Source organism: Pseudomonas sp. Wu6 (genome assembly GCF_019891515.1).
Taxonomy (GTDB): domain Bacteria; phylum Pseudomonadota; class Gammaproteobacteria; order Pseudomonadales; family Pseudomonadaceae; genus Aquipseudomonas; species Aquipseudomonas orientalis_A.
Map to the genome: position 1 here is coordinate 1 of NZ_JAFLXH010000005.1, position 23,325 is coordinate 23,325.

Consider the following 23,325-nt stretch of genomic DNA (forward strand, 5'->3'; position numbering starts at 1 on the left):
GCTAACCCGGCGTCCTGCCGGGTTACCCACGGATTCAAGCCTGCGTTCGGCCAGCGTGGTTTAACGGGGCGCCTAGGATCAAAAGCAGATCAAGATCAAGAGCGACTCGCTTCGCATCGTGGTTACGTTTGGGTGCTACGCAGGTGTGTAGATGCGTATGGCCATCGGGGGCAAGCCCCCTCCCACATTGGAGCTCGATTGTTCTCTGGAGAGAGTCCACAAAAAAGCCCGGCTGATCATCGATCAGCCGGGCTTTTTAATGGCTTGAATGAATTACTTCTTCAAACCGTAATGCTCATCCAGCATGCCGGGGGCGTTCGGCGTTTTTGGCGCGTAGTCCCGCGGCGGTTCCTGGTTTTCCCGGGGCGGGGTCAGGCGTTCCCGTGGGGTTTGCGGTGCATCGGAATGCAGCGCGGCCAGCAGGCGCTGGCGGGTGATGTCGTCGAGGGCCAGGCGGTTTGCGCCATCGGCGAGATGATCCTGTACTTCCTGGTAGCTTTGGGTGAGCTTCTTGACCAGGGTCGCGGTGCTGTTGAAGTGGGTAACAACCTCGTTCTGATAACTGTCAAAACGTTCCTGAATGTCATCCAACTGACGTTGCGTGCGGTTAGGCGCGGCATTCGGCAGCAGGCGAGCAACCAGGAATCCAATGGCGACACCGGCAACCAGGGCAAGAGTCGGCAACAACCAAACTAAGAGCGAGTGTTCCACGAGTCCTTCCTCTATAAACGGCTTTGCTTTACGTTAACGGCTCAAACCTGCGCTGTATACCGCGATTAAGCTCGCAATGATGCCATGCACAGACTTTTAGCTAGACGAGTCGACCCCTTGAGAGGTCACGGAGTTCATCCTTGCTCATGCGTGAAACCCCCGTTTTGATCGATGGCCCGGTGGGCCAACTGGAAGCCCTGTATCTGGATCACCCCGAACCACGTGGCCTGGCGCTGATCTGCCACCCCAACCCGGTGCAGGGCGGGACCATGCTCAATAAAGTGGTGTCGACCCTGCAGCGCACCGCGCGCGATGCCGGTTTGATTACGTTGCGTTTCAATTATCGTGGTGTCGGTGCCAGCGCCGGTTCCCACGATATGGCCAGCGGTGAAGTCGACGATGCCGAAGCGGCCGCCACCTGGTTGCGCGAAAAACACCCGCAGTTGCCGCTGACCCTGCTGGGGTTTTCCTTTGGTGGGTATGTGGCCGCAAGCCTCGGTGGCCGCCTGGAAGCCAAGGGCGAAAAGCTTGCGCACCTGTTCATGGTCGCCGCCGCCGTGATGCGTCTGCGCGACACCGATGTGCTGCCGCAGGGTTGCCCGTTGACCCTGATCCAGCCGGAAACCGACGAAGTGGTCGACCCGCAAGTTGTCTACGACTGGTCCGCCGCCTTGAATCGCCCCCATACGCTGCTGAAAGTGGCAGAATGCGGACACTTTTTTCATGGCAAGCTGACCGATCTCAAGGATCTGGTGCTGCCACGCCTTTCGAATTGACGACAAGCGATCACCCATGACGACCCGTACCCGCATCCTCACCGGCATCACCACCACCGGCACGCCGCACCTGGGCAACTACGCCGGTGCGATCCGCCCGGCGATCCTTGCCAGCGAAGACGCCAATGCCGATTCCTTCTACTTCCTGGCCGACTACCACGCCCTGATCAAGTGCGATGACCCGCAGCGCATCCAGCGCTCGCGCATGGAAATCGCCGCGACTTGGCTGGCCGGTGGCCTGGATGTGAACCGAGTGACGTTCTACCGCCAGTCCGACATCCCCGAGATCCCCGAGCTGACCTGGCTGCTGACCTGTGTGGCCGCCAAGGGCCTGCTCAACCGCGCCCACGCCTACAAGGCGTCGGTGGACAAAAACGTGGAGAGCGGCGAAGACCCGGATGCGGGCATCAGCATGGGCCTGTACAGCTACCCGGTATTGATGGCGGCGGACATTCTGATGTTCAACGCGCACAAGGTGCCGGTCGGCCGCGACCAGATCCAGCACGTGGAAATGGCCCGTGATATCGGCCAGCGTTTCAACCATTTGTTCGGCAACGGTAAAGAGTTCTTCACCATGCCTGAAGCGTTGATCGAAGAAAGCGTCGCCACCTTGCCGGGCCTGGACGGGCGCAAGATGTCCAAGAGCTATGACAACACCATCCCGTTGTTCACCAGCGCCAAGGACATGAAGGAGTCGATCTCGCGGATCGTCACCGATTCGCGCGCGCCAGGCGAAGCCAAGGACCCGGACAATTCCCACCTGTTCACCCTGTACCAGGCATTCGCGACCAAGGCCCAGGAAGAAGAATTCCGTGGTGAGCTGCTGCAAGGCCTGGGCTGGGGCGAGGCGAAGAACCGTCTGTTCCAACTGCTCGACGGCCAACTCGGTGAAGCGCGCGAGCGTTATCACCAACTGATGTCGCGCCCGTCCGACATGGAAGACCTGCTGCTGGTCGGCGCGAAAAAAGCCCGTGCCGTGGCGGCGCCGTTCCTGGCTGAGCTGCGCGAAGCGGTGGGCCTGCGCTCGTTCGTCAACCAGGCTGCGGCGCCGGTCGCGGCGAAGAAGAAAGCCGCTAAATCTTCTCGTGTTCTCAGTTTTCGCGAAGGCAACAGCTTCCGTTTCCGTGTACTTGCCGCTGATGGCTCGCCATTGTTGCTGTCGAGCGAATTTGCCGATGGCAAAAAGGCTGGCGCGGTGATTAAGCAATTGCAATCCGGTCAAACTTTGGACATTCGCACCGAAGCGTATGGCTTCAATGTTTGGCTCGACGGTGAGTGTGTGGCAGAAAGCTCGGCTATTTACGCGGATGCTGCGCAACGAGATGCCGGTATCGAAGCCCTGCGGGTTGCGTTGAGCCCCCTCGAGGATTAATTAACCCGACCAAGGGTTGATTGCCATTATCCAGGGCCGTCGTTACAGTGACGGCCCGTTTTTGTTGCCTTGCTAACGAAATTATGACGCCCCTAGAACGATATCAAGCTGATCTGAAACGCCCTGACTTCTTCCATGACGCGGCCCAGGAAAATGCGGTGCGTCATTTGCAGCGCCTGTATGAAGACCTGGTCGCAGCCTCGCAAACCAAGCCGGGGATGTTCAGCAAGCTGTTTGGCAAAAAAGACCACACGCCGGTCAAGGGCCTGTACTTCTGGGGTGGCGTCGGCCGGGGCAAGACTTACCTGGTGGACACTTTCTTCGAAGCGCTGCCGTTCAAGGAAAAGGTGCGTACCCACTTCCACCGCTTCATGAAGCGTGTGCACGAAGAAATGAAGACCCTGCCGGGGGAAAAGAACCCGCTGACGATCATTGCCAAGCGTTTCTCCGACGAAGCGCGAGTGATCTGCTTCGATGAGTTCTTCGTCTCCGACATCACCGACGCCATGATCCTCGGCACCTTGATGGAAGAACTGTTCAAGAACGGCGTGACCCTGGTCGCCACCTCGAACATCGTGCCCGATGGCCTCTACAAGGACGGCCTGCAGCGCGCGCGCTTCCTGCCGGCCATTGCGTTGATCAAGCAGAACACCGATATCGTCAATGTCGACAGCGGCGTCGACTATCGTTTGCGTCACCTTGAGCAGGCGGAGCTGTTCCACTTTCCGCTCAACGAAGCGGCCCACGAAAGCCTGAAGAAAAGCTTCCGCGCGTTGACGCCGGAATGCACCCAGGCGGTGGAAAACGACAAGCTGATGATCGAGAACCGCGAAATCATCGCCTTGCGTACCTGCGATGACGTGGCCTGGTTCGAATTCCGTCAACTGTGCGACGGCCCGCGTAGCCAGAACGACTACATCGAACTGGGCAAGATCTTCCATGCGGTGATCTTGAGCGGTGTAGAGCAGATGGGCGTGACCACCGACGACATTGCGCGGCGCTTTATCAACATGGTCGACGAGTTCTACGACCGTAACGTCAAGCTGATCATCTCGGCGGAAGTCGAACTCAAGGACCTGTATACCGGCGGGCGCTTGAACTTCGAATTCCAGCGCACCTTGAGCCGTTTGCTGGAAATGCAGTCCCACGAATTCCTGTCGCGCGGACACAAACCCTAAGATCAATGCAAATCAAACTGTGGGAGGGGGCTTGCCCCCGATAGCGGTGGATCAGTCAACTCATGCAGTGACTGACACCCTGCTATCGGGGGCAAGCCCCCTCCCACATTGGTTTTGTGTATATCCAGTTACGCGGCCTGCTGGAATTGCTGGCGGTATTGATTCGGCGACAACTCCGTGTGCTGCCTGAACAACCGCGCAAAGAAGCTCGCATCGTCGTAACCCACCTCATAGCTGATGGTCTTGATGCTCTTGCGGCTGCCCGACAGCAGGCCCTTGGCGGTCTCGATGCGCAAGCGTTGCAGATAATGCAGCGGCTTGTCGCCGGTGGCGGCCTGGAAGCGGCGCATGAAGTTGCGGATGCTCATGCCGTGCTCCCTGGCGACGTCTTCGAAGCGGAACTTGTCGGCAAAGTGTTCTTCCAGCCAATGCTGGATCTGCAGGATGATCACATCCTGGTGCAGCTTCTGCCCGCCGAAACCGATCCGCCCCGGCGAATAGCTGCGTTGCACCTCATACAGAATGTCGCGGGCCACGGCCTGGGCGATGTTGGCCCCGCAGAAGCGTTCGATCAGATAAATGTAGAGGTCGCAGGCTGAGGTAGTGCCGCCGGCGCAGTACAGGTTGTCGGCGTCGGTCAGGTGCTTGTCCTGGTTGAGCTGCACCTGGGGGAAGCGTTCGCTGAATACAGTGAAGAAGCGCCAGTAAGTGGTCGCTTCCTTGCCATCGAGCAGGCCGGCTTCGGCCAGCCAGAATACCCCGGTGGCTTCGCCGCACAGCACGGCGCCGCGGGCGTGTTGTTCGCGCAGCCACGGCAGCACCTGGGGGTAGCGGGTGCACATGGCGTCGAAGTCGTCCCAGAAGGCCGGCAGCACGATGATGTCGGCATCTTCCAGGCCGCCGTCCACCGGCATGATCACATCGCTGAAACTGCGCACCGATTGCCCGTCGGGGCTGACCAGGCGCGTTTCAAAGGCAGGGGTCAGGCCCAGGCCTTGTTGCTTGCCATAACGCAGGCTGGCGAGGTGGAAAAAATCCTTGGCTTGCATGAGGGTGGAAGCGAATACCCGATCAATGGCCAGAATGCTGACGCGCCGCAGGGGCGTGGAGATTTGGTTAGACATAATTTCATTTATTCTTATAGGGGAAAGTGGTCACCAGACGGCTGGATCGTCTTATTTTTTGTCGCATGTGTCCAGTGTCCCGTGACGCATTCGCGGCATAGGCTCTGTGGGGTCATTTTTGTCCGACAATCCACGCAGGTGACCCATGATTGCCAGAACCTTGTTCAGCCCGGAGCACGAACTCTTTCGCGACAGCGTGGGCACCTTTCTTGAAAAGGAGGCGGCGCCCTTCCATGGGCAATGGGAGAAACAGGGTCATATCGACCGCAGCCTGTGGAACAAGGCGGGGGAGGCGGGGATGCTGTGTTCGCACGTGCCGGAAGAATACGGCGGGCTGGGCGCGGACTTTCTCTACAGCGCGGTGGTGATCGAAGAGATCAGTCGCCTGGGCTTGACCGGCATTGGTTTTTCACTGCATTCGGACATTGTCGCGCCGTACATCCTTCACTACGGCAGCGAAACGCTGAAACACAAATACTTGCCCAAGTTGGTTTCGGGCGAGAAGGTCACGGCCATTGCCATGACCGAGCCGGGGGCCGGCTCCGACCTGCAAGGGGTGAAGACCACGGCAGTGGCGGACGGTGATGACTATGTGATCAACGGCTCCAAGACCTTTATCACCAACGGCTATCTGGCCGACCTGGTGATCGTGGTCGCCAAGACCGATCCCAAGGCCGGCGCGAAGGGCACCAGCCTGTTCCTGGTGGAAGCCGATACACCGGGCTTCGCCAAGGGCAAGCGCCTGGAGAAGGTCGGCATGAAGGCCCAGGACACCTCGGAGTTGTTCTTCCAGGATGTGCGTGTGCCCAAGGAAAACCTGCTGGGCCAGTCCGGAATGGGCTTTGCGTACCTGATGCAGGAACTGCCCCAGGAGCGGCTGACCGTGGCGATTGGCGCGCTGTCTTCAGCGGAGGCGGCGCTGCAGTGGACGTTGGATTACACCCGCGAGCGCAAGGCGTTCGGCAAGGCGATTGCCGACTTTCAGAACACCCGGTTCAAGCTGGCGGAGATGGCCACCGAGATTCAGATCGGCCGCGTGTTCGTGGATAAATGCCTGGCACTGCACCTGGAAGGCAAGCTGGATGTGCCCACTGCGGCAATGGCCAAGTATTGGGCCACGGACCTGCAATGCAAGGTACTCGATGAGTGCGTGCAACTGCACGGCGGCTACGGCTTCATGTGGGAATACCCGATTGCGCGGGCGTGGGCGGATGCGCGCGTGCAGCGCATTTATGCGGGGACCAATGAGATCATGAAGGAGATTATTGCGCGGGCGCTTTGATTGTGTGGTGTGGCTGATGGCCTCATCGGGGGCAAGCCCCCTCCCACATTTTGATCTGTGAACAGGGTCAGGTGGGGTGCAAGCTCCCTCCCACACATTTTGATCTGTGAACAGGGTCAAGTGTGGGAGGGGGCTTGCCCCCGATGGCGGCCTGAAGGTCAATCAGGGCGCCGGATTCGGATGATCCTTCTGAATCGCCTCAATCCCTTCCAGCACTTCCTTGGACAGTTTCAGCTCGGCACTGGCAATGTTGCTGTCCAGCTGCTCCAGGCTCGTGGCGCCGATGATATTGCTGGTCACAAACGGCTGTTGCGTCACAAACGCCAGCGCCATCTGCGCCGGGTCCAGGCCATGTTCCCGCGCCAATGCCACATAACGGCTGCACGCCGCTTCCGACTGCGGATTGAAGTAGCGACTGAAGCGGCTGTACTGCGTCAGACGCGCCTTGGCCGGGCGCGCGCCGCCCTCGTACTTGCCGCTGAGCATGCCGAACGCCAGGGGCGAGTAGGCCAGCAAGCCGCATTGTTCGCGAATCGCGATTTCCGCCAGGCCCACTTCAAAGCTGCGGTTGAGCAGGTTGTAGGGGTTCTGGATCGACACCGCGCGGGTCCAGCCACGGGCTTGGGCCAGGGCCAGGAATTTCATGGTGCCCCACGGTGTTTCGTTGGACAGGCCGATGTGGCGGATCTTGCCGGCCTTGACCTGCTCATCCAGCGCTTCGAGGGTTTCCTCCAGCGGCGTGAGGTCGTCTTCGTCCTTGTGCTTGTAGCTCAATTGGCCGAAGAAGTTGGTGCTGCGCTCCGGCCAGTGCAGTTGGTAGAGGTCGATCCAGTCGGTCTGCAAGCGTTTGAGGCTGGCGTCGAGCGCCTCGGCAATGTGCTTGCGGTTATGGCGCAGATGACCGTCGCGGATGTAATCGATGGTGTTGCCGGGGCCGGCGATCTTGCTGGCGAGGATCCAGTCGGCGCGGTCGCCACGGCTTTTGAAGTAATTGCCGATATAACGCTCGGTCGTGGCATAGGTATCGGCTTTGGGCGGTACCGGGTACATTTCCGCCGTATCGAGGAAGTTGATTCCGGCCGCCTTGGCCCGTTCGATCTGGGCGAAGGCCTCTGCCTCGCTGTTCTGCTCACCCCAGGTCATGGTGCCCAGGGCGATCGCGCTTACGTTCAGATCGGTCCGGCCCAGCTGTCGATAATCCATCGGGTACTCCTTCAGGGGAAAACAATCATAAAAGCAGGTTGAATTTTTTTTCGCAATCTGCATAATTGCCCACCTCTTTCTGCAGTGGAAGTGATGCGCCGCCTGCCGAAGAATCTTGCCGTTGAACGGACGCGCTGACCCGAGCCCCCGATAGCGTCTGTATCCGGCTGCCTTTGACCTTGTCAAAGTACGCACTATTCAGTAAGATCCGCCGTCTAATTTACAGGGCGGCCCCTGAGGCTATTAAAGAATGACAACTTTTACTGCAAAACCGGAAACAGTTCAGCGCGACTGGTTTGTCGTCGACGCCGCTGGTCAGACCCTGGGTCGTCTGGCCACTGAAGTCGCCAGCCGTCTGCGTGGCAAGCACAAGCCTGAATACACCCCGCACGTTGATACCGGTGACTACATTGTCATCATCAACGCTGAGCAGGTACGTGTTACCGGCAACAAAGCGCAAGACAAAATGTACTACCGTCACTCCGGTTTCCCAGGCGGTATCAAGTCTTCCAACTTTGAAGGCCTGATCTCCAAGAAGCCTGAAGCCCCGATCGAAATCGCGGTCAAAGGCATGCTGCCTAAGGGCCCACTGGGTCGCGATATGTTTCGCAAGCTGAAAGTCTATGCGGGCGCTGTACACCCTCATGCTGCTCAGCAGCCCCAAGAACTGAAGTTTTAACGGAATAGTTCATTATGTCGGCGACTCAAAATTACGGCACTGGCCGTCGCAAAACCGCAACCGCACGCGTTTTCCTGCGTCCGGGCACTGGTAACATCTCGATCAACAACCGCTCCCTGGACAACTTCTTCGGCCGCGAAACTGCCCGCATGGTAGTTCGTCAGCCGCTGGAATTGACCGAGACCGTTGAAAAGTTCGACATCTACGTCACCGTTATCGGTGGCGGTGTAAGTGGTCAAGCTGGCGCAATCCGCCACGGTATCACTCGCGCTCTGATGCAGTACGACGAAACCCTGCGTGGCGCTCTGCGCAAAGCTGGCTTCGTAACTCGCGATGCTCGTGAAGTTGAACGTAAGAAAGTCGGTCTGCGTAAAGCGCGTAAGCGTCCGCAGTACTCGAAGCGTTAATTCGCTTTACGTTCCACAAAAACGCCCAGCCTCCTCACGGAGCTGGGCGTTTTTTATTGCCTGGGATTTATGCAGATTTTTCGCCGTGACAACTTGCCACATCCGTAGACCCCCTATACTACAAGGCCTGGGGGTGGAGCTCCGGGTAATTCCCTTGTCATACGTGGGGCTTTTCATTACCATCCGTCAAAATTTTTATAAGTAAAGATTCAACACTTAGTAGACGCCTGATTTAACAGGCCAAAAAGCTGATGGGAGAGGACTGAATGAGCAATGACGGCGTGAATGCAGGCCGGCGTCGCTTCCTCGTAGCAGCCACATCCGTGGTGGGTGCTGCAGGAGCGGTGGGGGCTGCGGTCCCGTTCGTGGGGTCATGGTTTCCCAGTGCCAAGGCGAAAGCCGCAGGTGCACCGGTGAAGGTGAATGTCAGCAAGATCGAGCCAGGGCAGCAGATGATTGCTGAATGGCGCGGCCAGCCGGTCTTCATTGTTCGTCGTACCGAGGAAATCCTGGGGAATCTCAAGAAGATTGAAGGCCAGTTGTCTGACCCCCAATCCGAGAAGTCCGACCAACCCGCCTACGCCAAGAACGAAGCACGTTCGATCAAGCCGGAGATCCTGCTGCTGGTGGGGCTGTGTACCCACCTGGGTTGCTCGCCTACGTTTCGCCCGGAAGTCGCGCCCGCTGACTTGGGCAAGGACTGGGTTGGCGGTTACTTCTGCCCCTGCCACGGTTCCCATTACGACCTCGCCGGCCGTGTCTACAAGTCCCAGCCTGCACCCTTGAACCTGCCGGTTCCTCCGCACACCTACGAAACTGACGACCTTATTGTCATTGGCCTCGATAAGGAGAACGCGTGATGAGCAAGTTCATGGATTGGGTGGATGCGCGCTTCCCCGCCACCAAAATGTGGGAAGACCATCTCAGCAAATATTACGCGCCAAAAAACTTCAACTTCTTCTACTTCTTCGGCTCCCTGGCACTGCTGGTGCTGGTCAACCAGATCGTCACCGGTGTCTGGCTGACGATGAGCTATACGCCTTCGGCGGAAGAGGCGTTTGCCTCTGTCGAGTACATCATGCGTGACGTCGAGTACGGCTCGATCCTGCGCCTGCTGCACTCTACCGGCGCATCGGCGTTCTTTATCGTGGTCTACCTGCACATGTTCCGTGGCCTGCTCTACGGTTCGTACCAGAAACCCCGCGAGCTGGTGTGGGTGTTCGGCATGCTGATCTACCTGGCGCTGATGGCCGAAGCCTTCATGGGTTACCTGCTGCCATGGGGCCAGATGTCGTACTGGGGCGCCCAGGTGATCATCTCGCTGTTCGGTGCCATCCCGGTGATCGGCAACGACCTGACCCAGTGGATTCGCGGCGACTACCTGATCTCGGGCATCACCCTGAACCGCTTCTTCGCCTTGCACGTGGTGGCCTTGCCGATCGTGATCCTGGGCCTGGTGGTACTGCACATCCTGGCGCTGCATGAAGTCGGCTCCAACAACCCGGATGGCGTGGATATCAAGAAGCACAAGGACGAGAACGGCATCCCGCTGGACGGCATTCCATTCCACCCGTACTACACCGTAAAAGACATTGTCGGCGTGGTCGTGTTCCTGTTCGTATTCTGTTCGATCGTGTTCTTTTTCCCGGAGATGGGTGGTTATTTCCTGGAGAAGCCTAACTTTGAACAGGCTAACGCCTTCAAGACGCCCGAGCATATTGCCCCGGTCTGGTACTTCACGCCGTTCTACGCCATCTTGCGTGCGATCCCCGACAAGCTCATGGGCGTCATCGCCATGGGCGCGGCGATTGCGGTGCTGTTCGTGCTGCCGTGGCTCGACCGCAGCCCGGTCAAGTCCATGCGCTACAAAGGCTGGCTGAGCAAGATCTGGCTGTGGGTGTTCTGCATTTCATTCGTGATTCTGGGCGTGCTGGGCGTACTGGCGCCGACCCCCGAGCGCACGTTGCTGTCGCAGGTCTGCACCTTCCTGTACTTCGCCTACTTCATTCTGATGCCGTTCTACACCCGGCTCGAGAAGACCAAACCGGTTCCGGAAAGGGTGACTGGCTGATGAAAAAATTATTCGTTGCATTAGTGCTTGCGGCCCTGCCGCTCCTGTCTCTGGCCGCCGAGCATGGCGCGCAGCTGGAAAAGGTCGACATCGACGTCTCCGATAAAGCCGCTTTGCAGGATGGTGCGCGCACGTTCGCCAACTACTGCATGGGCTGCCACAGCGCCAAGTTCCAGCGCTACGAGCGGGTGGCCGACGACCTGGGCATCCCCCATGAGTTGATGCTGGAAAAACTGGTGTTCACCGGGGCCAAGATCGGCGACCACATGAACATCGGCATGAAGCCGGCGGACGCCAAGGCCTGGTTCGGTGCGGCACCGCCGGACCTGACCCTGGTAGCACGTGTGCGGGGCACCGACTGGCTCTACGGCTACCTCAAATCCTTCTACGAAGACCCGACCCGGCCCTGGGGCGTGAACAACAAAGTGTTCCCGAACGTCGGCATGCCCAACGTTCTGGTCGGCCTGCAGGGTCGCCAGGTGGTAGGATGCAAGCAGGTTCAGGTCGTTGAAGACGGCAAGAAGCAATATGATCCGTTGACCGGCACGCCGCTGACCCATGAAGCGTGCGATCAACTGACCATCGTGCCCAAGACCGGTACGCTGAACGAAGAGCAGTTCGACGAGAAGGTCAAGAACCTGGTGACCTTCCTGGCCTACTCGGCCAACCCGGTCAAACTGCAGCACCAGCGCATCGGTACGTACGTCTTGCTGTACCTGGCTTTCTTCTTCGTATTCGCCTATCTGCTCAAACGCGAGTACTGGAAGGATGTGCATTGATCCAACCGTAAGCAATTGCTGTTAATCTTGCGCGCCCAGCGGCATCTCTGAACACGTAGCGCCGGTTTTACCGGACGTTACAGGGATGCTCTCTGGGCGCGCTCGTTTTTGAGCTTTCGATAATTTCAACAAGCGAGGAGGACCGCCATGGGCGTGACCAACCGGTTGGCCTGTTACTCCGACCCCGCCGACCACTATTCCCACCGAGTACGCATCGTGCTCGCAGAGAAGGGTGTCAGCGCCGAGATCATCAGTGTGGAGGCGGGCCGTCAGCCGCCGAAGCTGATCGAAGTGAACCCTTACGGCAGCTTGCCCACCCTGGTCGATCGTGACCTGGCGTTGTGGGAGTCAACCGTGGTGATGGAATATCTGGATGAGCGTTACCCGCATCCGCCTTTGCTGCCGGTTTACCCGGTGGCGCGTGCCAACAGCCGCCTGCTGATCCATCGGATCCAGCGTGACTGGTGCGGGCTGGTGGATGTGATTCTCGATACCCGCAGTAAAGAGGCCGCGCGCGTACAGGCGCGTAAGGAATTGCGCGAAAGCCTGACCGGCGTTTCGCCGCTGTTCGCCGATAAACCTTTTTTCCTCAGTGAGGAACAAAGTTTGGTCGATTGCTGCCTATTACCCATACTCTGGCGCTTGCCGGTTCTGGGCATTGAACTGCCACGGCCGGCCAAGCCGTTGCTTGATTACATGGAGCGCCAATTTGCGCGTGAGGCTTTCCAGGCGAGTCTGTCTGGTGTCGAACGCGATATGCGCTAAGGCTTAAGGAGCCGCTGATGAACTCCAGTCGACCCTACCTGGTCCGCGCGCTCTATGAGTGGATTGTGGACAATGATTGCACCCCGCACATGCTGGTCAACTCCGAATTTCCTGCGGTGCAGGTTCCGCAGGGTTTTGCCAGTGACGGACAGATTGTATTGAACGTATCGCCCAGTGCGGTGCGCCACCTGCACATGGACAACGAAGCGGTCAGTTTCGAAGGGCGTTTCGGCGGTGTGCCGCATACGCTGTTCGTGCCGATCGGCGCCATCCTCGGGATTTACGCCCGTGAGAACGGCCAGGGCATGGTGTTCGATTTGGAGTCGCCTTTCGAGGACGACGAAACGATCGAAGGGCAAGGCGGCGATGATGTGCCGCCGCCGGATAACGAGCCGCCGCGCCCTACTGGCCGGCCGAGCTTGAAAGTGGTGAAGTAAGCGGCTGCCGCCTCCGGGCGAGCCTGAAAAATGCCTCGGCGGTTGCCGGGGCTTTTTTTTGCCTGCCGCACAGGCATGAAAGTCGCGACAGGGACGGTGATCGTACAACCGCCATGGGCTATGATGCGTCTTCAGTTCACCGAGAAAGATGACTCATCATGGAAAACGCCAACCCCGTCCCACGTCTTCCCCGCAAGCGTCGCAGCCTTGCCCAGGAATTGGTCACGGTGTTGTCCGAACAGATCCGCGACGGCCAGCTCAAGCGTGGCGACAAGCTGCCTACCGAGTCGGCAATCATGGAGGCCCATGGCGTCAGCCGGACCGTGGTGCGCGAGGCGATTTCGCGCTTGCAGGCGGCGGGGCAGGTGGAGACGCGGCACGGTATCGGTACGTTCGTATTGGACACGCCGAGCCCGAGCGGTTTTCGCATCGACCCGGCCACCGTGGTGACGCTGCGCGATGTGTTGGCGATCCTCGAGTTGCGGATCAGCCTGGAAGTGGAGTCCGCAGGCCTGGCCGCCTTGCGCCGCAGCGAGGAACAACTGGCAGCCATGCGTGCCGCCCTCGACGCGCTGAATGAAAGTGCGGCCCATGCCGGTGATGCGGTAGCGTCAGACTTTGCATTCCACCTGGAAATTGCGCTGTCCACCGGCAACCGTTACTTCACCGACATCATGACCCACCTGGGCACCAGCATCATTCCGCGTACCCGCTTGAATTCGGCGCGCCTGGCCCATGACGACCAGCAGCATTACATGGGGCGCCTGAGTCGCGAGCATGAAGAGATTTATGAGGCCATCGCGCGTCAGGATTCGGACGCGGCGCGTGCGGCGATGCGCTTGCATTTGACCAATAGCCGAGAGAGGCTGCGCCATGCCCATGAAGAGGCGCAAGCGCAGCGCGGGTAGACGCTCGGTCAAGGATAGGGATTTTGCGACGGTTCGAGGTAGATGACAATTTCGCCAATCGTCTCGTCGTAGATTTTGCGTACGACTTTTTCCAGCGCAGGGTTACCCCCTATATCGTCGTAGTAGATCTCGTCACCAATGTTTGGCTCGTAATCAAGTGAGCGCTTTTTACTGCCTTTCTTGACGGTATTCGTTTTCCAGGTCTTGGACATGGTGTACCTCCAAAAATCGTGAGAGTTGGCATGCTTTCCGATATCGCAGTGCTTCTAGATGGCTCTGCACTGAGCTATTTGAAAGTAGGAGGTAACTTATGAGCGTAGCGAACAGCGCGCTACTGTCAGAATTGACAGTAGCGACAGACGGTTCAAGTCAGTTACTCCTCCCCTCAACGGTGTGTCTGGTCTGCGTGCAGTCCCCTGGCAGATAAATACCCCGCCCTCACCAATCGTCCGTCTTCGGACAACGTATACCCCAGCACGTCATAGACCCATGGCGTTGTCTCCCGTCCCTGATCACCTGATTCAGCGCTGAGCTTGAGATGAGGCCTGATGAATTGCAGTTGACGAATCTTTTTATAGTTGTACGATGACGTACGACATCATTTAAACCAACAACAATGCTTTCCTCAGAAAGTCTTCGCCAGGGTGTTCGAATAATGAATCCACAAGAACTGAAGTCCATCCTCTCCCACGGTCTGCTGTCTTTCCCGGTGACCGATTTCAATGCCCAGGGTGACTTTCACCAGGCGGGCTATATCAAGCGCCTGGAATGGCTGGCCCCGTACGGCGCCACTGCGCTGTTCGCCGCAGGCGGCACCGGTGAGTTTTTCTCCCTGGCCGCCAGCGAATATTCCCAGGTGGTGAAGACCGCTGTTGATACCTGCGCCACCAGCGTGCCGATTCTGGCCGGTGTCGGCGGCGCGACCCGCCAGGCCATCGAATACGCTCAAGAGGCCGAACGCCTGGGTGCCAAAGGCTTGCTGCTGTTGCCGCACTACCTGACTGAAGCCAGCCAGGACGGGGTTGCCGCCCACGTTGAAGCGGTGTGCAAATCGGTCAAGATCGGCGTGGTGGTGTACAACCGCAATGTCTGCCGCCTGACCGCGCCGCTGCTGGAACGCCTTGCCGAGCGCTGCCCGAACCTGATCGGCTACAAGGATGGCCTGGGTGACATCGAGTTGATGGTGTCGATCCGCCGTCGTCTCGGCGATCGTTTCAGCTACCTCGGCGGCCTGCCGACTGCAGAGGTTTACGCCGCTGCCTACAAGGCCCTGGGCGTGCCGGTGTACTCCTCGGCGGTGTTCAACTTCATTCCCAAAACCGCAATGGATTTCTACCACGCGATTGCCAGGGATGATCACGCCACCGTTTCCAGAATCATTGACGATTTCTTCCTGCCTTACCTCGACATCCGTAACCGCAAGGCCGGTTATGCCGTGAGCATCGTCAAGGCCGGTGCGAAAATCGCCGGCTACGACGCAGGCCCGGTGCGCACGCCGCTGACCGATCTGCTGCCGGAAGAATACGAAGCCCTGGCCGCGCTGATCGACAAGCAAGGCGCGCAATAACTTATCAACAAGGCCGCTGAGCAATCAGCGGCCTTTTGCGTCAGGAGAAGATTCGTGTCCCAAGCCAAGCGTTTTGACAACTACATCAACGGTGACTGGGTAACCGGCGCCGACTATTGCACCAATATCAACCCGTCGGACCTGTCCGATGTGATCGGCGAATACGCCAAGGCTGACGTCGCCCAGGTCAACGCCGCTATCGACGCCGCCCGCGCCGCGTTTCCGGCCTGGTCCACCTCGGGTATCCAGGCGCGCCACGATGCGCTGGATAAAGTCGGCAGCGAAATCCTCGCCCGCCGCGAAGAGCTGGGCACGCTGCTGGCCCGGGAAGAGGGCAAGACCCTGCCCGAAGCCATCGGCGAGGTGACCCGCGCCGGTAACATCTTCAAATTCTTCGCCGGTGAATGCCTGCGCCTGTCTGGCGAGTATGTGCCGTCGGTGCGCCCCGGCGTCAACGTTGAAGTCACCCGTGAAGCCCTTGGCGTGGTCGGCTTGATCACGCCGTGGAACTTCCCGATCGCCATCCCTGCCTGGAAAATCGCCCCGGCCCTGGCCTATGGCAACTGCGTGGTGATCAAGCCGGCCGAGCTGGTACCCGGTTGTGCCTGGGCCCTGGCCGACATCATTTCCCGCGCCGGTTTCCCGGCCGGTGTGTTCAACCTGGTGATGGGCAGCGGTCGCGTGGTGGGCGATGTGCTGGTCAACAGCCCGAAAGTCGATGGCATCAGCTTTACCGGTTCCGTCGGTGTGGGCCGTCAGATCGCCGTCAGTTGCGTAGCGCGCCAGGCCAAGGTGCAGTTGGAAATGGGCGGCAAGAACCCGCAGATCATTCTCGACGACGCCGACCTCAAGCAGGCCGTCGAGCTGTCGGTGCAGAGCGCGTTCTACTCGACCGGCCAGCGTTGCACCGCTTCCAGTCGCCTGATCGTCACCGCCGGGATCCATGACCAGTTCGTCGCGGCCATGGCCGAGCGCATGCAGTCGATCAAGGTCGGCCACGCGCTCCACAGCGGTACCGACATTGGCCCGGTGGTTTCCCAGGCTCAGTTGGACCAGGACATGAAGTACATCGACATCGGCCAGAGCGAAGGCGCGCGGCTGGTCAGCGGCGGCGGCCTGGTGACCTGCGACACCGAGGGCTACTACCTGGCGCCGACGCTGTTTGCCGACAGCGAAGCGGCCATGCGCATCAGCCGTGAAGAGATTTTCGGCCCGGTGGCCAACGTGGTGCGGGTGGCCGACTACGAGGCGGCGCTGGCCATGGCCAACGACACCGAGTTCGGTCTCTCGGCTGGTATCGCCACCACCTCGTTGAAACATGCCAACCACTTCAAGCGCCATTCCCAGGCCGGGATGGTCATGGTCAACCTGCCGACCGCCGGCGTGGACTATCACGTTCCGTTCGGTGGCCGTAAGGGTTCGTCCTACGGTTCGCGTGAGCAGGGCCGCTATGCGCAAGAGTTCTACACCGTGGTGAAAACCAGCTACATCGGGTCGTAACACCCGTTTCACTGTAGGAGCGAGCTTGCTCGCGAAAAACCCAAGGACACCGCGTGCACCCTGAATGCCTGCGTATTCGTTGACGTTTTTCGCGAGCAAGCTCGCTCCTACAAGAGGCGGCACCCAGCAAGACATAACCATTACCCGCAAAAAAAATAATTAGTGGGAGTACTTCTACATGCAAGCGACCAAGCCGACTCACGTCCGCTATTTGATCCTGCTCATGCTGTTCCTGGTGACCACGATCAATTACGCCGACCGTGCAACTATCGCCATCGCCGGTTCCAGCCTGCAAAAAGACCTCGGCATCGACGCGGTCACCCTCGGCTACATCTTCTCTGCATTCGGTTGGGCCTACGTCGCCGGGCAAATCCCCGGCGGCTGGCTGCTCGACCGGTTCGGTTCGAAAAAAGTCTATGCCCTGAGCATCTTTACCTGGTCACTGTTCACCGTGCTGCAAGGCTACGTCGGTGAGTTCGGTGTCTCGACCGCCGTGGTTGCGCTGTTCATGCTGCGCTTTATGGTGGGCCTGGCCGAAGCGCCATCCTTCCCGGGCAACGCACGGATTGTGGCGGCCTGGTTCCCCACGGCCGAGCGCGGTACGGCGTCGGCGATCTTCAACTCGGCGCAGTACTTCGCTACCGTGTTGTTCGCACCGCTGATGGGCTGGATCGTTTATCGCTTCGGCTGGCAGCATGTGTTTATCGTGATGGGCGTGATTGGCATTGTGTTTTCGCTGATCTGGCTGAAAGTTATCCACAGCCCGCGCCAGCACCCGATGATCAACGAAGCGGAGCTCAATCACATTGCCGCCAATGGCGCCATGGTGGATATGGACCAGGACAAGGGCCAGGGCAAGAAAACCGATGGACCGAAATGGGATTACATCCGCCAGTTGCTGACCAACCGCATGATGCTGGGTGTGTACCTGGGCCAATACTGCATCAACGGCATCACCTACTTCTTCCTGACCTGGTTCCCCGTGTACCTGGTGCAGGACCGTGGCATGACCATCCTCAAGGCCGGTTTCATTGCCTCGCTGCCGGCGATCTGCGGCTTTATCGGCGGCGTGCTGGGCGGGGTGATTTCCGATTACCTGCTGCGCAAGGGCCATTCCCTGACCTTCGCCCGCAAGGCGCCGATCATTGCCGGCCTGCTGGTGTCCAGCAGCATCATTGCGTGTAACTACGTCGATGTTGAATGGATGGTGGTGGGCTTCATGGCGCTGGCCTTCTTCGGCAAGGGCGTTGGCGCACTGGGCTGGGCGGTGGTGTCCGACACCTCGCCGAAACAAATCGCCGGCCTCAGTGGTGGCTTGTTCAATACCTTCGGTAACCTGGCCTCCATCACCACGCCCATTGTCATCGGCTACATCATCAGCACCACCGGCTCGTTCAAATGGGCCCTGGTGTTCGTCGGCGCCAACGCGCTGGTGGCGGTGTTCAGCTATCTGGTGATCGTCGGCCCGATCAAGCGCGTGGTGCTCAAGGACCCGCCAAGCAAGGGCCCTGAGTTGACCCACCTTTCCCAAGCGCATTCCTGAGGTTCATGTGATGCAGTTGATTGAACATGCCGACTCGCCGCGCTCGATTCGCCTGCACGAGCGCGACAATGTGGTGATCGTGGTGAACGACCAGGGCGTGCCGGCCGGGACCGAGTTCCCGGACGGCCTGGTCACCGTGGACTTCATCCCTCAAAGCCACAAAGTGACCCTGGAAGATATCCCCGAAGGCGGCCGGATCATTCGCTACGGCCAGACGATCGGCTATGCCCTGGCGCCGATCCCGCGTGGCAGCTGGGTGCAGGAAGACCAGTTGCGCATGCCCACCGCGCCGCCGCTGGACAGCCTGCCGCTGTCCACCGAGGTGCCCGAACCCCAGGCGCCGCTGGAGGGGTTCACCTTCGAGGGGTATCGCAACGCCGACGGCACCGTGGGTACGCGCAATATCCTGGGCATCACCACCACCGTGCAGTGCGTGACCGGCGTGCTGGATCATGCCGTCCAGCGCATCAAGGATGAATTGCTGCCCAGGTACCCGCACGTCGATGATGTGGTGGCGCTGACGCACAGCTACGGCTGCGGCGTGGCGATCACGGCCACGGATGCCTACATTCCGATCCGTACCGTGCGCAACCTGGCGCGCAACCCGAACCTGGGCGGCGAAGCCCTGGTGATCAGCCTGGGCTGCGAGAAATTGCAGGCCGGGCAAGTGATGCACGACAACGACAGCTCCGTCGACCTGAGCGAGCCCTGGCTGTACCGGTTGCAGGATTCCAGCCACGGCTTTAGCGAAATGATCGAGCAGATCATGGCGCTGGCCGAAGTCCGCTTGAAAAAGCTCGACCAGCGCCGCCGCGAAACGGTGCCCGCGTCCGAGCTGATCCTGGGCATGCAATGCGGCGGCAGTGATGCGTTTTCCGGCATCACTGCCAACCCGGCGCTGGGTTATGCATCCGACCTGTTGCTGCGGGCCGGGGCGACGGTGATGTTTTCCGAAGTGACGGAAGTACGCGATGCCATCTACCTGCTGACTTCTCGCGCAGAGACGAAGGAAGTTGCCGAAGCGTTGGTGCGTGAAATGGACTGGTACGACCGTTACCTGGCCAAGGGCGAGGCGGATCGCAGCGCCAATACCACGCCGGGCAACAAGAAGGGCGGGCTGTCGAATATCGTCGAGAAGTCCCTGGGCTCCATCGTCAAGTCCGGCAGCAGCGCGATCAACGGCGTGCTCGGCCCAGGCGAGCGCTTCAAGACCAAGGGCCTGATTTTTTGCGCAACCCCGGCCAGTGACTTTGTATGCGGCACCTTGCAACTGGCGGCGGGGATGAACCTGCATGTGTTCACCACGGGGCGGGGTACGCCGTATGGGTTGGCGATGGCGCCGGTGGTCAAGGTGTCGACGCGCACCGAACTGGCCCAGCGCTGGCCAGACCTGATCGATATCGACGCCGGGCGCATCGCCACCGGACGCGCGAGCATCGAGGAGTTGGGCTGGGAGTTGTTTCACTTCTACCTGGATGTGGCCAGCGGCAGGAAGCAGACGTGGGCGCAGCGGCACAAACTGCATAACGACATCACCTTGTTCAACCCCGCGCCAATCACCTAGGGCTGTCGTTTCCGTCAGCAACGCTCGTTCAGCAACGTCTGGATGTGCGCGTGAACCTGTATGGGCGTGTCAGCTCGAAGGATGTGCCCGGACATCTCGGGCATGGGCTGCCTGGTGTAATAGTCGGCGCAAACGAAACCGTCGACCCAACCATCGGCATACACCTGATAGTCGGATCTGGCGTCTCCGACTATCAGGGCTCGACCCGTCAGCCGGCCTTCCTTGCGCCATCGCTGCACGATGCTACTTTTCCCTCTGCCGGGGTTTATCAACGGTGATGGCCTGGGGCACATTGCGCGCGAACCGGCCCAGAAAAGACGGTTGGCGATGACATTATGGGCTTGGATGTTCAGTGATCGAGCAATTGGGGTAATGCACTCCGTATACCCTCCGGAGAGGATGTACACGTGCGTGCCCTCGCGTTGCAGGTTGTGCACTGTCTGCTCCAGGGACGGGTCGAGGCTGCCAATGATGGTATCGACATAGCGTTGAATATGATGCCTGCGGATATACGGGATCATTTTCATCACACACAGCATTTCCCAGAAGCTGGCCTTGCCCGTCAACGCCTTGGGCGTGATCAGTTGCAGTTGCTCCAGCATTGGCTGGGCGTTCGGGCTTTCGCCAATGGCTGACTTGACGATCTCCAGGGTGCTTTCGTGGTTCACCAGGGTCTGGTCGAAGTCGAAAATGACATGGGTGTCGCGGCTCGTTGTCATGGGTGTGCCTGCGCATCTGTGCGACGGTAGTGGTGTTTGTCTTCTCGGGTCCACTGGGTTGCTGCGATGCCCAGGTGCGCGGCGATACGTGCTTGTATCAAGTCCGAAAATGCCTGGCCGCTTTGGTGTTCATTGCGCTCCAGCGGTTCCAGATAGGTCATTTCGACGGTCATCCAGGGCATAGCCAGCAGGCGCAGAAAGCACGCCAGACCTGATGCATGAAGCGGGCTCGGCACCAGGCCAAAGGGCAGGATCAAGCGTCCCGCAAGTGGCACCACAGGCAACCCGCGGCTCAGCAGCCCGGGGCGGAAGCGATACAAGCCACGGCCATTGTTGATGGTTGCTTCGGGATTGGTGTAAAGGGCGGTGCCTTGGGGGGCGTCTCGCAGACTACGCAGGTTACGTGAGAACGTCTTTTTATCCGCGCCGTTCCAGACGCGGCCACCCGCGCACTTGATCAAAAGGAATGCCGTTAGGCTGATAACCCTGTTGTAGCCGCTCGAGGCCACAAGTGTTGCGCCAGGCATCGCCAGTATGGCGAACGGATCAATAACGCTTACGTGATTGGCGGCCACCACACAACCGTCGGTCAGTGTTGCGATTTGTCGCGGTGAAAGTGCGCACCTGACCCTCAGGCCCATTATCCAGAGAATACCTCGGTATATGACGCGCCTGACGGCAAGTGGAAATGGCCAGGCTAACAGGCTTAGTACAACTATCAAGAACATGCGAAGGACGGCCAGCATGTAGCCGAAGGGCATATAAAGTTGCCTGGGGAAACTAGGATAAGCCCAGGTTTCTCGACTACAGAGGTCCGCTACGGATTGCAAAGGGCAAGCGGGAGCCGGTTGTGTTTTCAAGGGAGCGAATACTCAATGGTGATTTTCGTCAAGCGGACTGGGTGTGTTCAGGCTTTTTCATGCGGCGCGAGAACCGTGTGATTCGCTCGAGATTTGCCAGGCTTATTTCCTGGAACCGCTCACGTGTAAGATCAATTTTTATGTGAGGACCATAGGCGGTATCGATGACTTCTCCCGCCACTGCAGGCATATGCAAAAATGCTCTGTTCATTTCCAGCGCACGGTGATGATGGATATTGGTAAGCGTGTAGACCTGCTCAAATCCCAGGCGTTGGAAACCGTATTCGAGCGCCAGATGAATCGCAATAAAGGGGTAGGGCGTGCCCCAGTATTTCCTGAGGAAACGGTTGCCGAAGTTGATGCCATATTCTTTTTTTGCGAATCCTGCATAACCGATAAATGATCCTTCCACGCCCAGGCTTACAGCCTAGCGTGACCAGTCCTGATCGATAAGTTCTTTTGTGAATACCGAAATTTCATTGGCGGCGGCGTCTCTGCCCCGTGTAGTGCCGGCCGAAATGAACTTCATTGCCTCCGGATCAGCGAGCAGGTCGGCATAGCCTTCAATGTCCTGATCGTCCCAGCTCCTGATATGCACATTGTGCAATTGACTGAAGGATCTACGCATAGTCACCCCTTGTGTTTCGAACACATGATGGTTCGCTACCGGATAATTAAAATGTTACAGGGAGGATTTTCAGGGGAGATGTCGATAATGCAGAGGCGCGGATTCTTATCAGTGTGTAGGAGCTTGTGTAGCGTTTTGTGGGATGGGCTGAGCTTAGCCAAGAACTCTGAGTTACATCCTACAAATGGATGCAGTTCTCCGATCCTGGATTTTATTTGCAGGCCTATTGTTAAATGAAATGTCAGCCGCGCACCCCAGTGCTTTATTATTACGACTCCCTGATAACAGGACTCAAGGCTAATACAGCATGCTCGCCATTTTTCTTACGACGCTCACCATCACCGCGCCGGTGTTCGCCATGCTGTTCCTCGGGGTGCTGCTCAAGCGTATCAACTGGATCAACGACAACTTTATCCATACCGCCTCATCCCTGGTGTTCAATGTCACCATGCCGGCGCTGCTGTTCCTGGGCATCCTGCATGCCGACCTGCATTCGGCGCTCAAGCCGGGGTTGCTGATTTACTTTGCCGTGGCCACGCTGGTGAGCTTTGCCATGGCGTGGGGCTGGGCGATTTTTCGCTGCAAGCGCGAAGACCGGGGCATCTACACCCAGGGCGCGTTTCGCGGCAATAACGGCGTGATCGGCCTGGCGCTGGCTGCCAGCATGTACGGCGACTACGGGATTTCCCTCGGTGCGATTCTCGCCGCGCTGGTGATCCTGTTCTACAACACCCTGTCGACCATTGTGCTGGCGGTATACAGCCCGGTGATCAAGTCCGACCCGTGGAGTATCTTCAAGAGTGTGGTGGCCAACCCGCTGATCATCAGCGTGATCGTTGCCGCGCCGTTTGCGTACTTTCAGATCGGCCTGCCCGGCTGGCTGGAAAAATCCCTGGGCTATCTTGCGGACACGACACTGCCCCTGGCGCTGATCTGCATCGGCGGCACCTTGTCCCTGGCGGCGCTGCGCAAGAGCGGCAACATGGCCTTGAGCGCGAGCCTGATGAAGATGATCTGGTTGCCGGTGATCGCCACACTGGGCGCGTGGCTGCTGGGGTTCCGTGGGCCGGAATTGGGGATTCTGTTTCTGTACTTCGGCGCGCCAACGGCGGCGGCGAGCTTCGTGATGGCCCGGGCGGCCGAGGGTAATCATGAGCTGGCGGCGGCGATTATCGTGATCACCACCCTGATGGCGGCGGTGACCACGAACATCGGCATCTTTGTATTGCAGGCGGGCGGCTGGATCTGACCG

25 protein-coding genes are annotated in these 23,325 nt (G+C 59.0%); 17 read left to right on the forward strand and 8 right to left on the reverse strand.

The features are described from left to right. Window positions 1-273: 273 nt before the first annotated feature. Window positions 274-711 (reverse strand): Z-ring associated ZapG family protein, encoded by a 438-nt coding sequence (locus J1G34_RS04375; RefSeq protein WP_003171734.1) that lies wholly within the window; start codon window positions 709-711, stop codon window positions 274-276. A 146-nt stretch (window positions 712-857) separates the two neighbouring features. Here J1G34_RS04375 and J1G34_RS04380 point away from each other — a divergent pair, with 146 nt between their 5' ends. The 3 genes from J1G34_RS04380 to zapE all read left to right on the forward strand — a co-directional run bounded on the left by J1G34_RS04380 (window position 858) and on the right by zapE (window position 4,037). Then, on the forward strand, window positions 858-1,487 hold the full coding sequence (locus J1G34_RS04380) for an alpha/beta hydrolase (RefSeq protein WP_065883666.1): 630 nt from the start codon (window positions 858-860) through the stop codon (window positions 1,485-1,487). 16 nt (window positions 1,488-1,503) lie between these two features. Then, window positions 1,504-2,859, forward strand: a complete 1,356-nt coding sequence (locus tag J1G34_RS04385; protein ID WP_122737681.1) for a tryptophan--tRNA ligase — start codon at window positions 1,504-1,506, stop codon at window positions 2,857-2,859. A gap of 83 nt (window positions 2,860-2,942) precedes the next feature. After that, window positions 2,943-4,037, forward strand: coding sequence for a cell division protein ZapE (gene zapE / locus J1G34_RS04390; protein WP_057724535.1), 1,095 nt, complete (start codon window positions 2,943-2,945; stop codon window positions 4,035-4,037). 128 nt (window positions 4,038-4,165) lie between these two features. Here the strand turns inward: zapE and J1G34_RS04395 are convergent, their stop codons facing one another. After that, window positions 4,166-5,086: a GlxA family transcriptional regulator gene (locus J1G34_RS04395; RefSeq protein WP_170827557.1), complete on the reverse strand. Its 921-nt coding sequence runs from the start codon at window positions 5,084-5,086 to the stop codon at window positions 4,166-4,168. Window positions 5,087-5,306: 220 nt separating this feature from the next. Between J1G34_RS04395 and J1G34_RS04400 the strand changes: the two genes are divergently transcribed. Continuing rightward, a complete protein-coding gene (locus J1G34_RS04400; RefSeq protein ID WP_065893635.1) occupies window positions 5,307-6,443 on the forward strand; it encodes an acyl-CoA dehydrogenase family protein in 1,137 nt (378 codons plus the stop codon). A gap of 162 nt (window positions 6,444-6,605) precedes the next feature. On the opposite strand, the gene J1G34_RS04405 is transcribed toward J1G34_RS04400, so the two are convergent. Then, window positions 6,606-7,646 carry an NADP(H)-dependent aldo-keto reductase gene (locus tag J1G34_RS04405; RefSeq protein ID WP_128875779.1) on the reverse strand — a complete coding sequence of 347 codons (1,041 nt, stop codon included), beginning with the start codon at window positions 7,644-7,646 and terminating at the stop codon, window positions 6,606-6,608. Window positions 7,647-7,896: 250 nt separating this feature from the next. On the opposite strand from J1G34_RS04405, the gene rplM reads away from it, so the two are divergent. The 8 genes from rplM (at window position 7,897) to J1G34_RS04445 (ending at window position 13,692) form a co-directional block, all read left to right on the forward strand. Further along, window positions 7,897-8,325 carry a 50S ribosomal protein L13 gene (rplM, locus tag J1G34_RS04410; protein ID WP_003171742.1) on the forward strand — a complete coding sequence of 143 codons (429 nt, stop codon included), beginning with the start codon at window positions 7,897-7,899 and terminating at the stop codon, window positions 8,323-8,325. Window positions 8,326-8,339: 14 nt separating this feature from the next. Next, complete coding sequence (gene rpsI / locus J1G34_RS04415; RefSeq protein WP_002555064.1) at window positions 8,340-8,732, forward strand: 30S ribosomal protein S9; 393 nt, start codon at window positions 8,340-8,342, stop codon at window positions 8,730-8,732. 266 nt (window positions 8,733-8,998) lie between these two features. After that, the gene (petA, locus tag J1G34_RS04420; RefSeq protein ID WP_065883673.1) at window positions 8,999-9,592 is read left to right on the forward strand and encodes a ubiquinol-cytochrome c reductase iron-sulfur subunit; all 594 of its coding nucleotides are present in this window, start codon (window positions 8,999-9,001) and stop codon (window positions 9,590-9,592) included. Then, complete coding sequence (locus tag J1G34_RS04425; protein ID WP_003188526.1) at window positions 9,592-10,803, forward strand: cytochrome b; 1,212 nt, start codon at window positions 9,592-9,594, stop codon at window positions 10,801-10,803. The genes petA and J1G34_RS04425 overlap by 1 nt, the downstream gene beginning before the upstream one ends. Next, the gene (locus J1G34_RS04430; protein WP_065893633.1) at window positions 10,803-11,582 is read left to right on the forward strand and encodes a cytochrome c1; all 780 of its coding nucleotides are present in this window, start codon (window positions 10,803-10,805) and stop codon (window positions 11,580-11,582) included. The genes J1G34_RS04425 and J1G34_RS04430 overlap by 1 nt, the downstream gene beginning before the upstream one ends. A 147-nt stretch (window positions 11,583-11,729) precedes the next feature. Further along, complete coding sequence (locus J1G34_RS04435; protein ID WP_065883677.1) at window positions 11,730-12,347, forward strand: glutathione S-transferase N-terminal domain-containing protein; 618 nt, start codon at window positions 11,730-11,732, stop codon at window positions 12,345-12,347. A 17-nt stretch (window positions 12,348-12,364) separates the two neighbouring features. Then, entirely contained in the window at window positions 12,365-12,784 is a 420-nt protein-coding gene (locus J1G34_RS04440) for a ClpXP protease specificity-enhancing factor (protein ID WP_065883679.1), read from the forward strand. A gap of 158 nt (window positions 12,785-12,942) precedes the next feature. Continuing rightward, window positions 12,943-13,692, forward strand: coding sequence for a FadR/GntR family transcriptional regulator (locus tag J1G34_RS04445; RefSeq protein ID WP_065896481.1), 750 nt, complete (start codon window positions 12,943-12,945; stop codon window positions 13,690-13,692). An 8-nt stretch (window positions 13,693-13,700) separates the two neighbouring features. On the opposite strand, the gene J1G34_RS04450 is transcribed toward J1G34_RS04445, so the two are convergent. Continuing rightward, complete coding sequence (locus J1G34_RS04450) at window positions 13,701-13,904, reverse strand: hypothetical protein (protein WP_065893630.1); 204 nt, start codon at window positions 13,902-13,904, stop codon at window positions 13,701-13,703. 443 nt (window positions 13,905-14,347) lie between these two features. On the opposite strand from J1G34_RS04450, the gene kdgD reads away from it, so the two are divergent. From kdgD to garD, 4 genes are all read left to right on the forward strand, one after another. Continuing rightward, a complete protein-coding gene (gene kdgD / locus J1G34_RS04455; RefSeq protein WP_065883685.1) occupies window positions 14,348-15,259 on the forward strand; it encodes a 5-dehydro-4-deoxyglucarate dehydratase in 912 nt (303 codons plus the stop codon). Between the two features lie 54 nt (window positions 15,260-15,313). Further along, on the forward strand, window positions 15,314-16,759 hold the full coding sequence (locus tag J1G34_RS04460; protein ID WP_222993433.1) for an aldehyde dehydrogenase family protein: 1,446 nt from the start codon (window positions 15,314-15,316) through the stop codon (window positions 16,757-16,759). 178 nt (window positions 16,760-16,937) lie between these two features. Beyond that, complete coding sequence (locus J1G34_RS04465; RefSeq protein WP_065883689.1) at window positions 16,938-18,302, forward strand: MFS transporter; 1,365 nt, start codon at window positions 16,938-16,940, stop codon at window positions 18,300-18,302. 10 nt (window positions 18,303-18,312) lie between these two features. Next, window positions 18,313-19,866: a galactarate dehydratase gene (garD, locus tag J1G34_RS04470; RefSeq protein ID WP_222993435.1), complete on the forward strand. Its 1,554-nt coding sequence runs from the start codon at window positions 18,313-18,315 to the stop codon at window positions 19,864-19,866. 14 nt (window positions 19,867-19,880) lie between these two features. Here the strand turns inward: garD and J1G34_RS04475 are convergent, their stop codons facing one another. From J1G34_RS04475 to J1G34_RS04490, 4 genes are all read right to left on the reverse strand, one after another. After that, window positions 19,881-20,585, reverse strand: coding sequence for an HAD-IB family phosphatase (locus J1G34_RS04475; protein WP_065893627.1), 705 nt, complete (start codon window positions 20,583-20,585; stop codon window positions 19,881-19,883). Then, window positions 20,582-21,346: a lysophospholipid acyltransferase family protein gene (locus tag J1G34_RS04480; protein ID WP_222993437.1), complete on the reverse strand. Its 765-nt coding sequence runs from the start codon at window positions 21,344-21,346 to the stop codon at window positions 20,582-20,584. The genes J1G34_RS04475 and J1G34_RS04480 overlap by 4 nt, the downstream gene beginning before the upstream one ends. 127 nt (window positions 21,347-21,473) lie before the next feature. Further along, window positions 21,474-21,857, reverse strand: coding sequence for a GNAT family N-acetyltransferase (locus J1G34_RS04485; protein WP_222993439.1), 384 nt, complete (start codon window positions 21,855-21,857; stop codon window positions 21,474-21,476). A gap of 15 nt (window positions 21,858-21,872) precedes the next feature. Further along, on the reverse strand, window positions 21,873-22,073 hold the full coding sequence (locus J1G34_RS04490) for a hypothetical protein (RefSeq protein ID WP_222993441.1): 201 nt from the start codon (window positions 22,071-22,073) through the stop codon (window positions 21,873-21,875). A 307-nt stretch (window positions 22,074-22,380) separates the two neighbouring features. Between J1G34_RS04490 and J1G34_RS04495 the strand changes: the two genes are divergently transcribed. Then, window positions 22,381-23,322 (forward strand): AEC family transporter, encoded by a 942-nt coding sequence (locus tag J1G34_RS04495; RefSeq protein ID WP_065883698.1) that lies wholly within the window; start codon window positions 22,381-22,383, stop codon window positions 23,320-23,322. The last annotated feature ends 3 nt before the right edge of the window (window positions 23,323-23,325 follow it).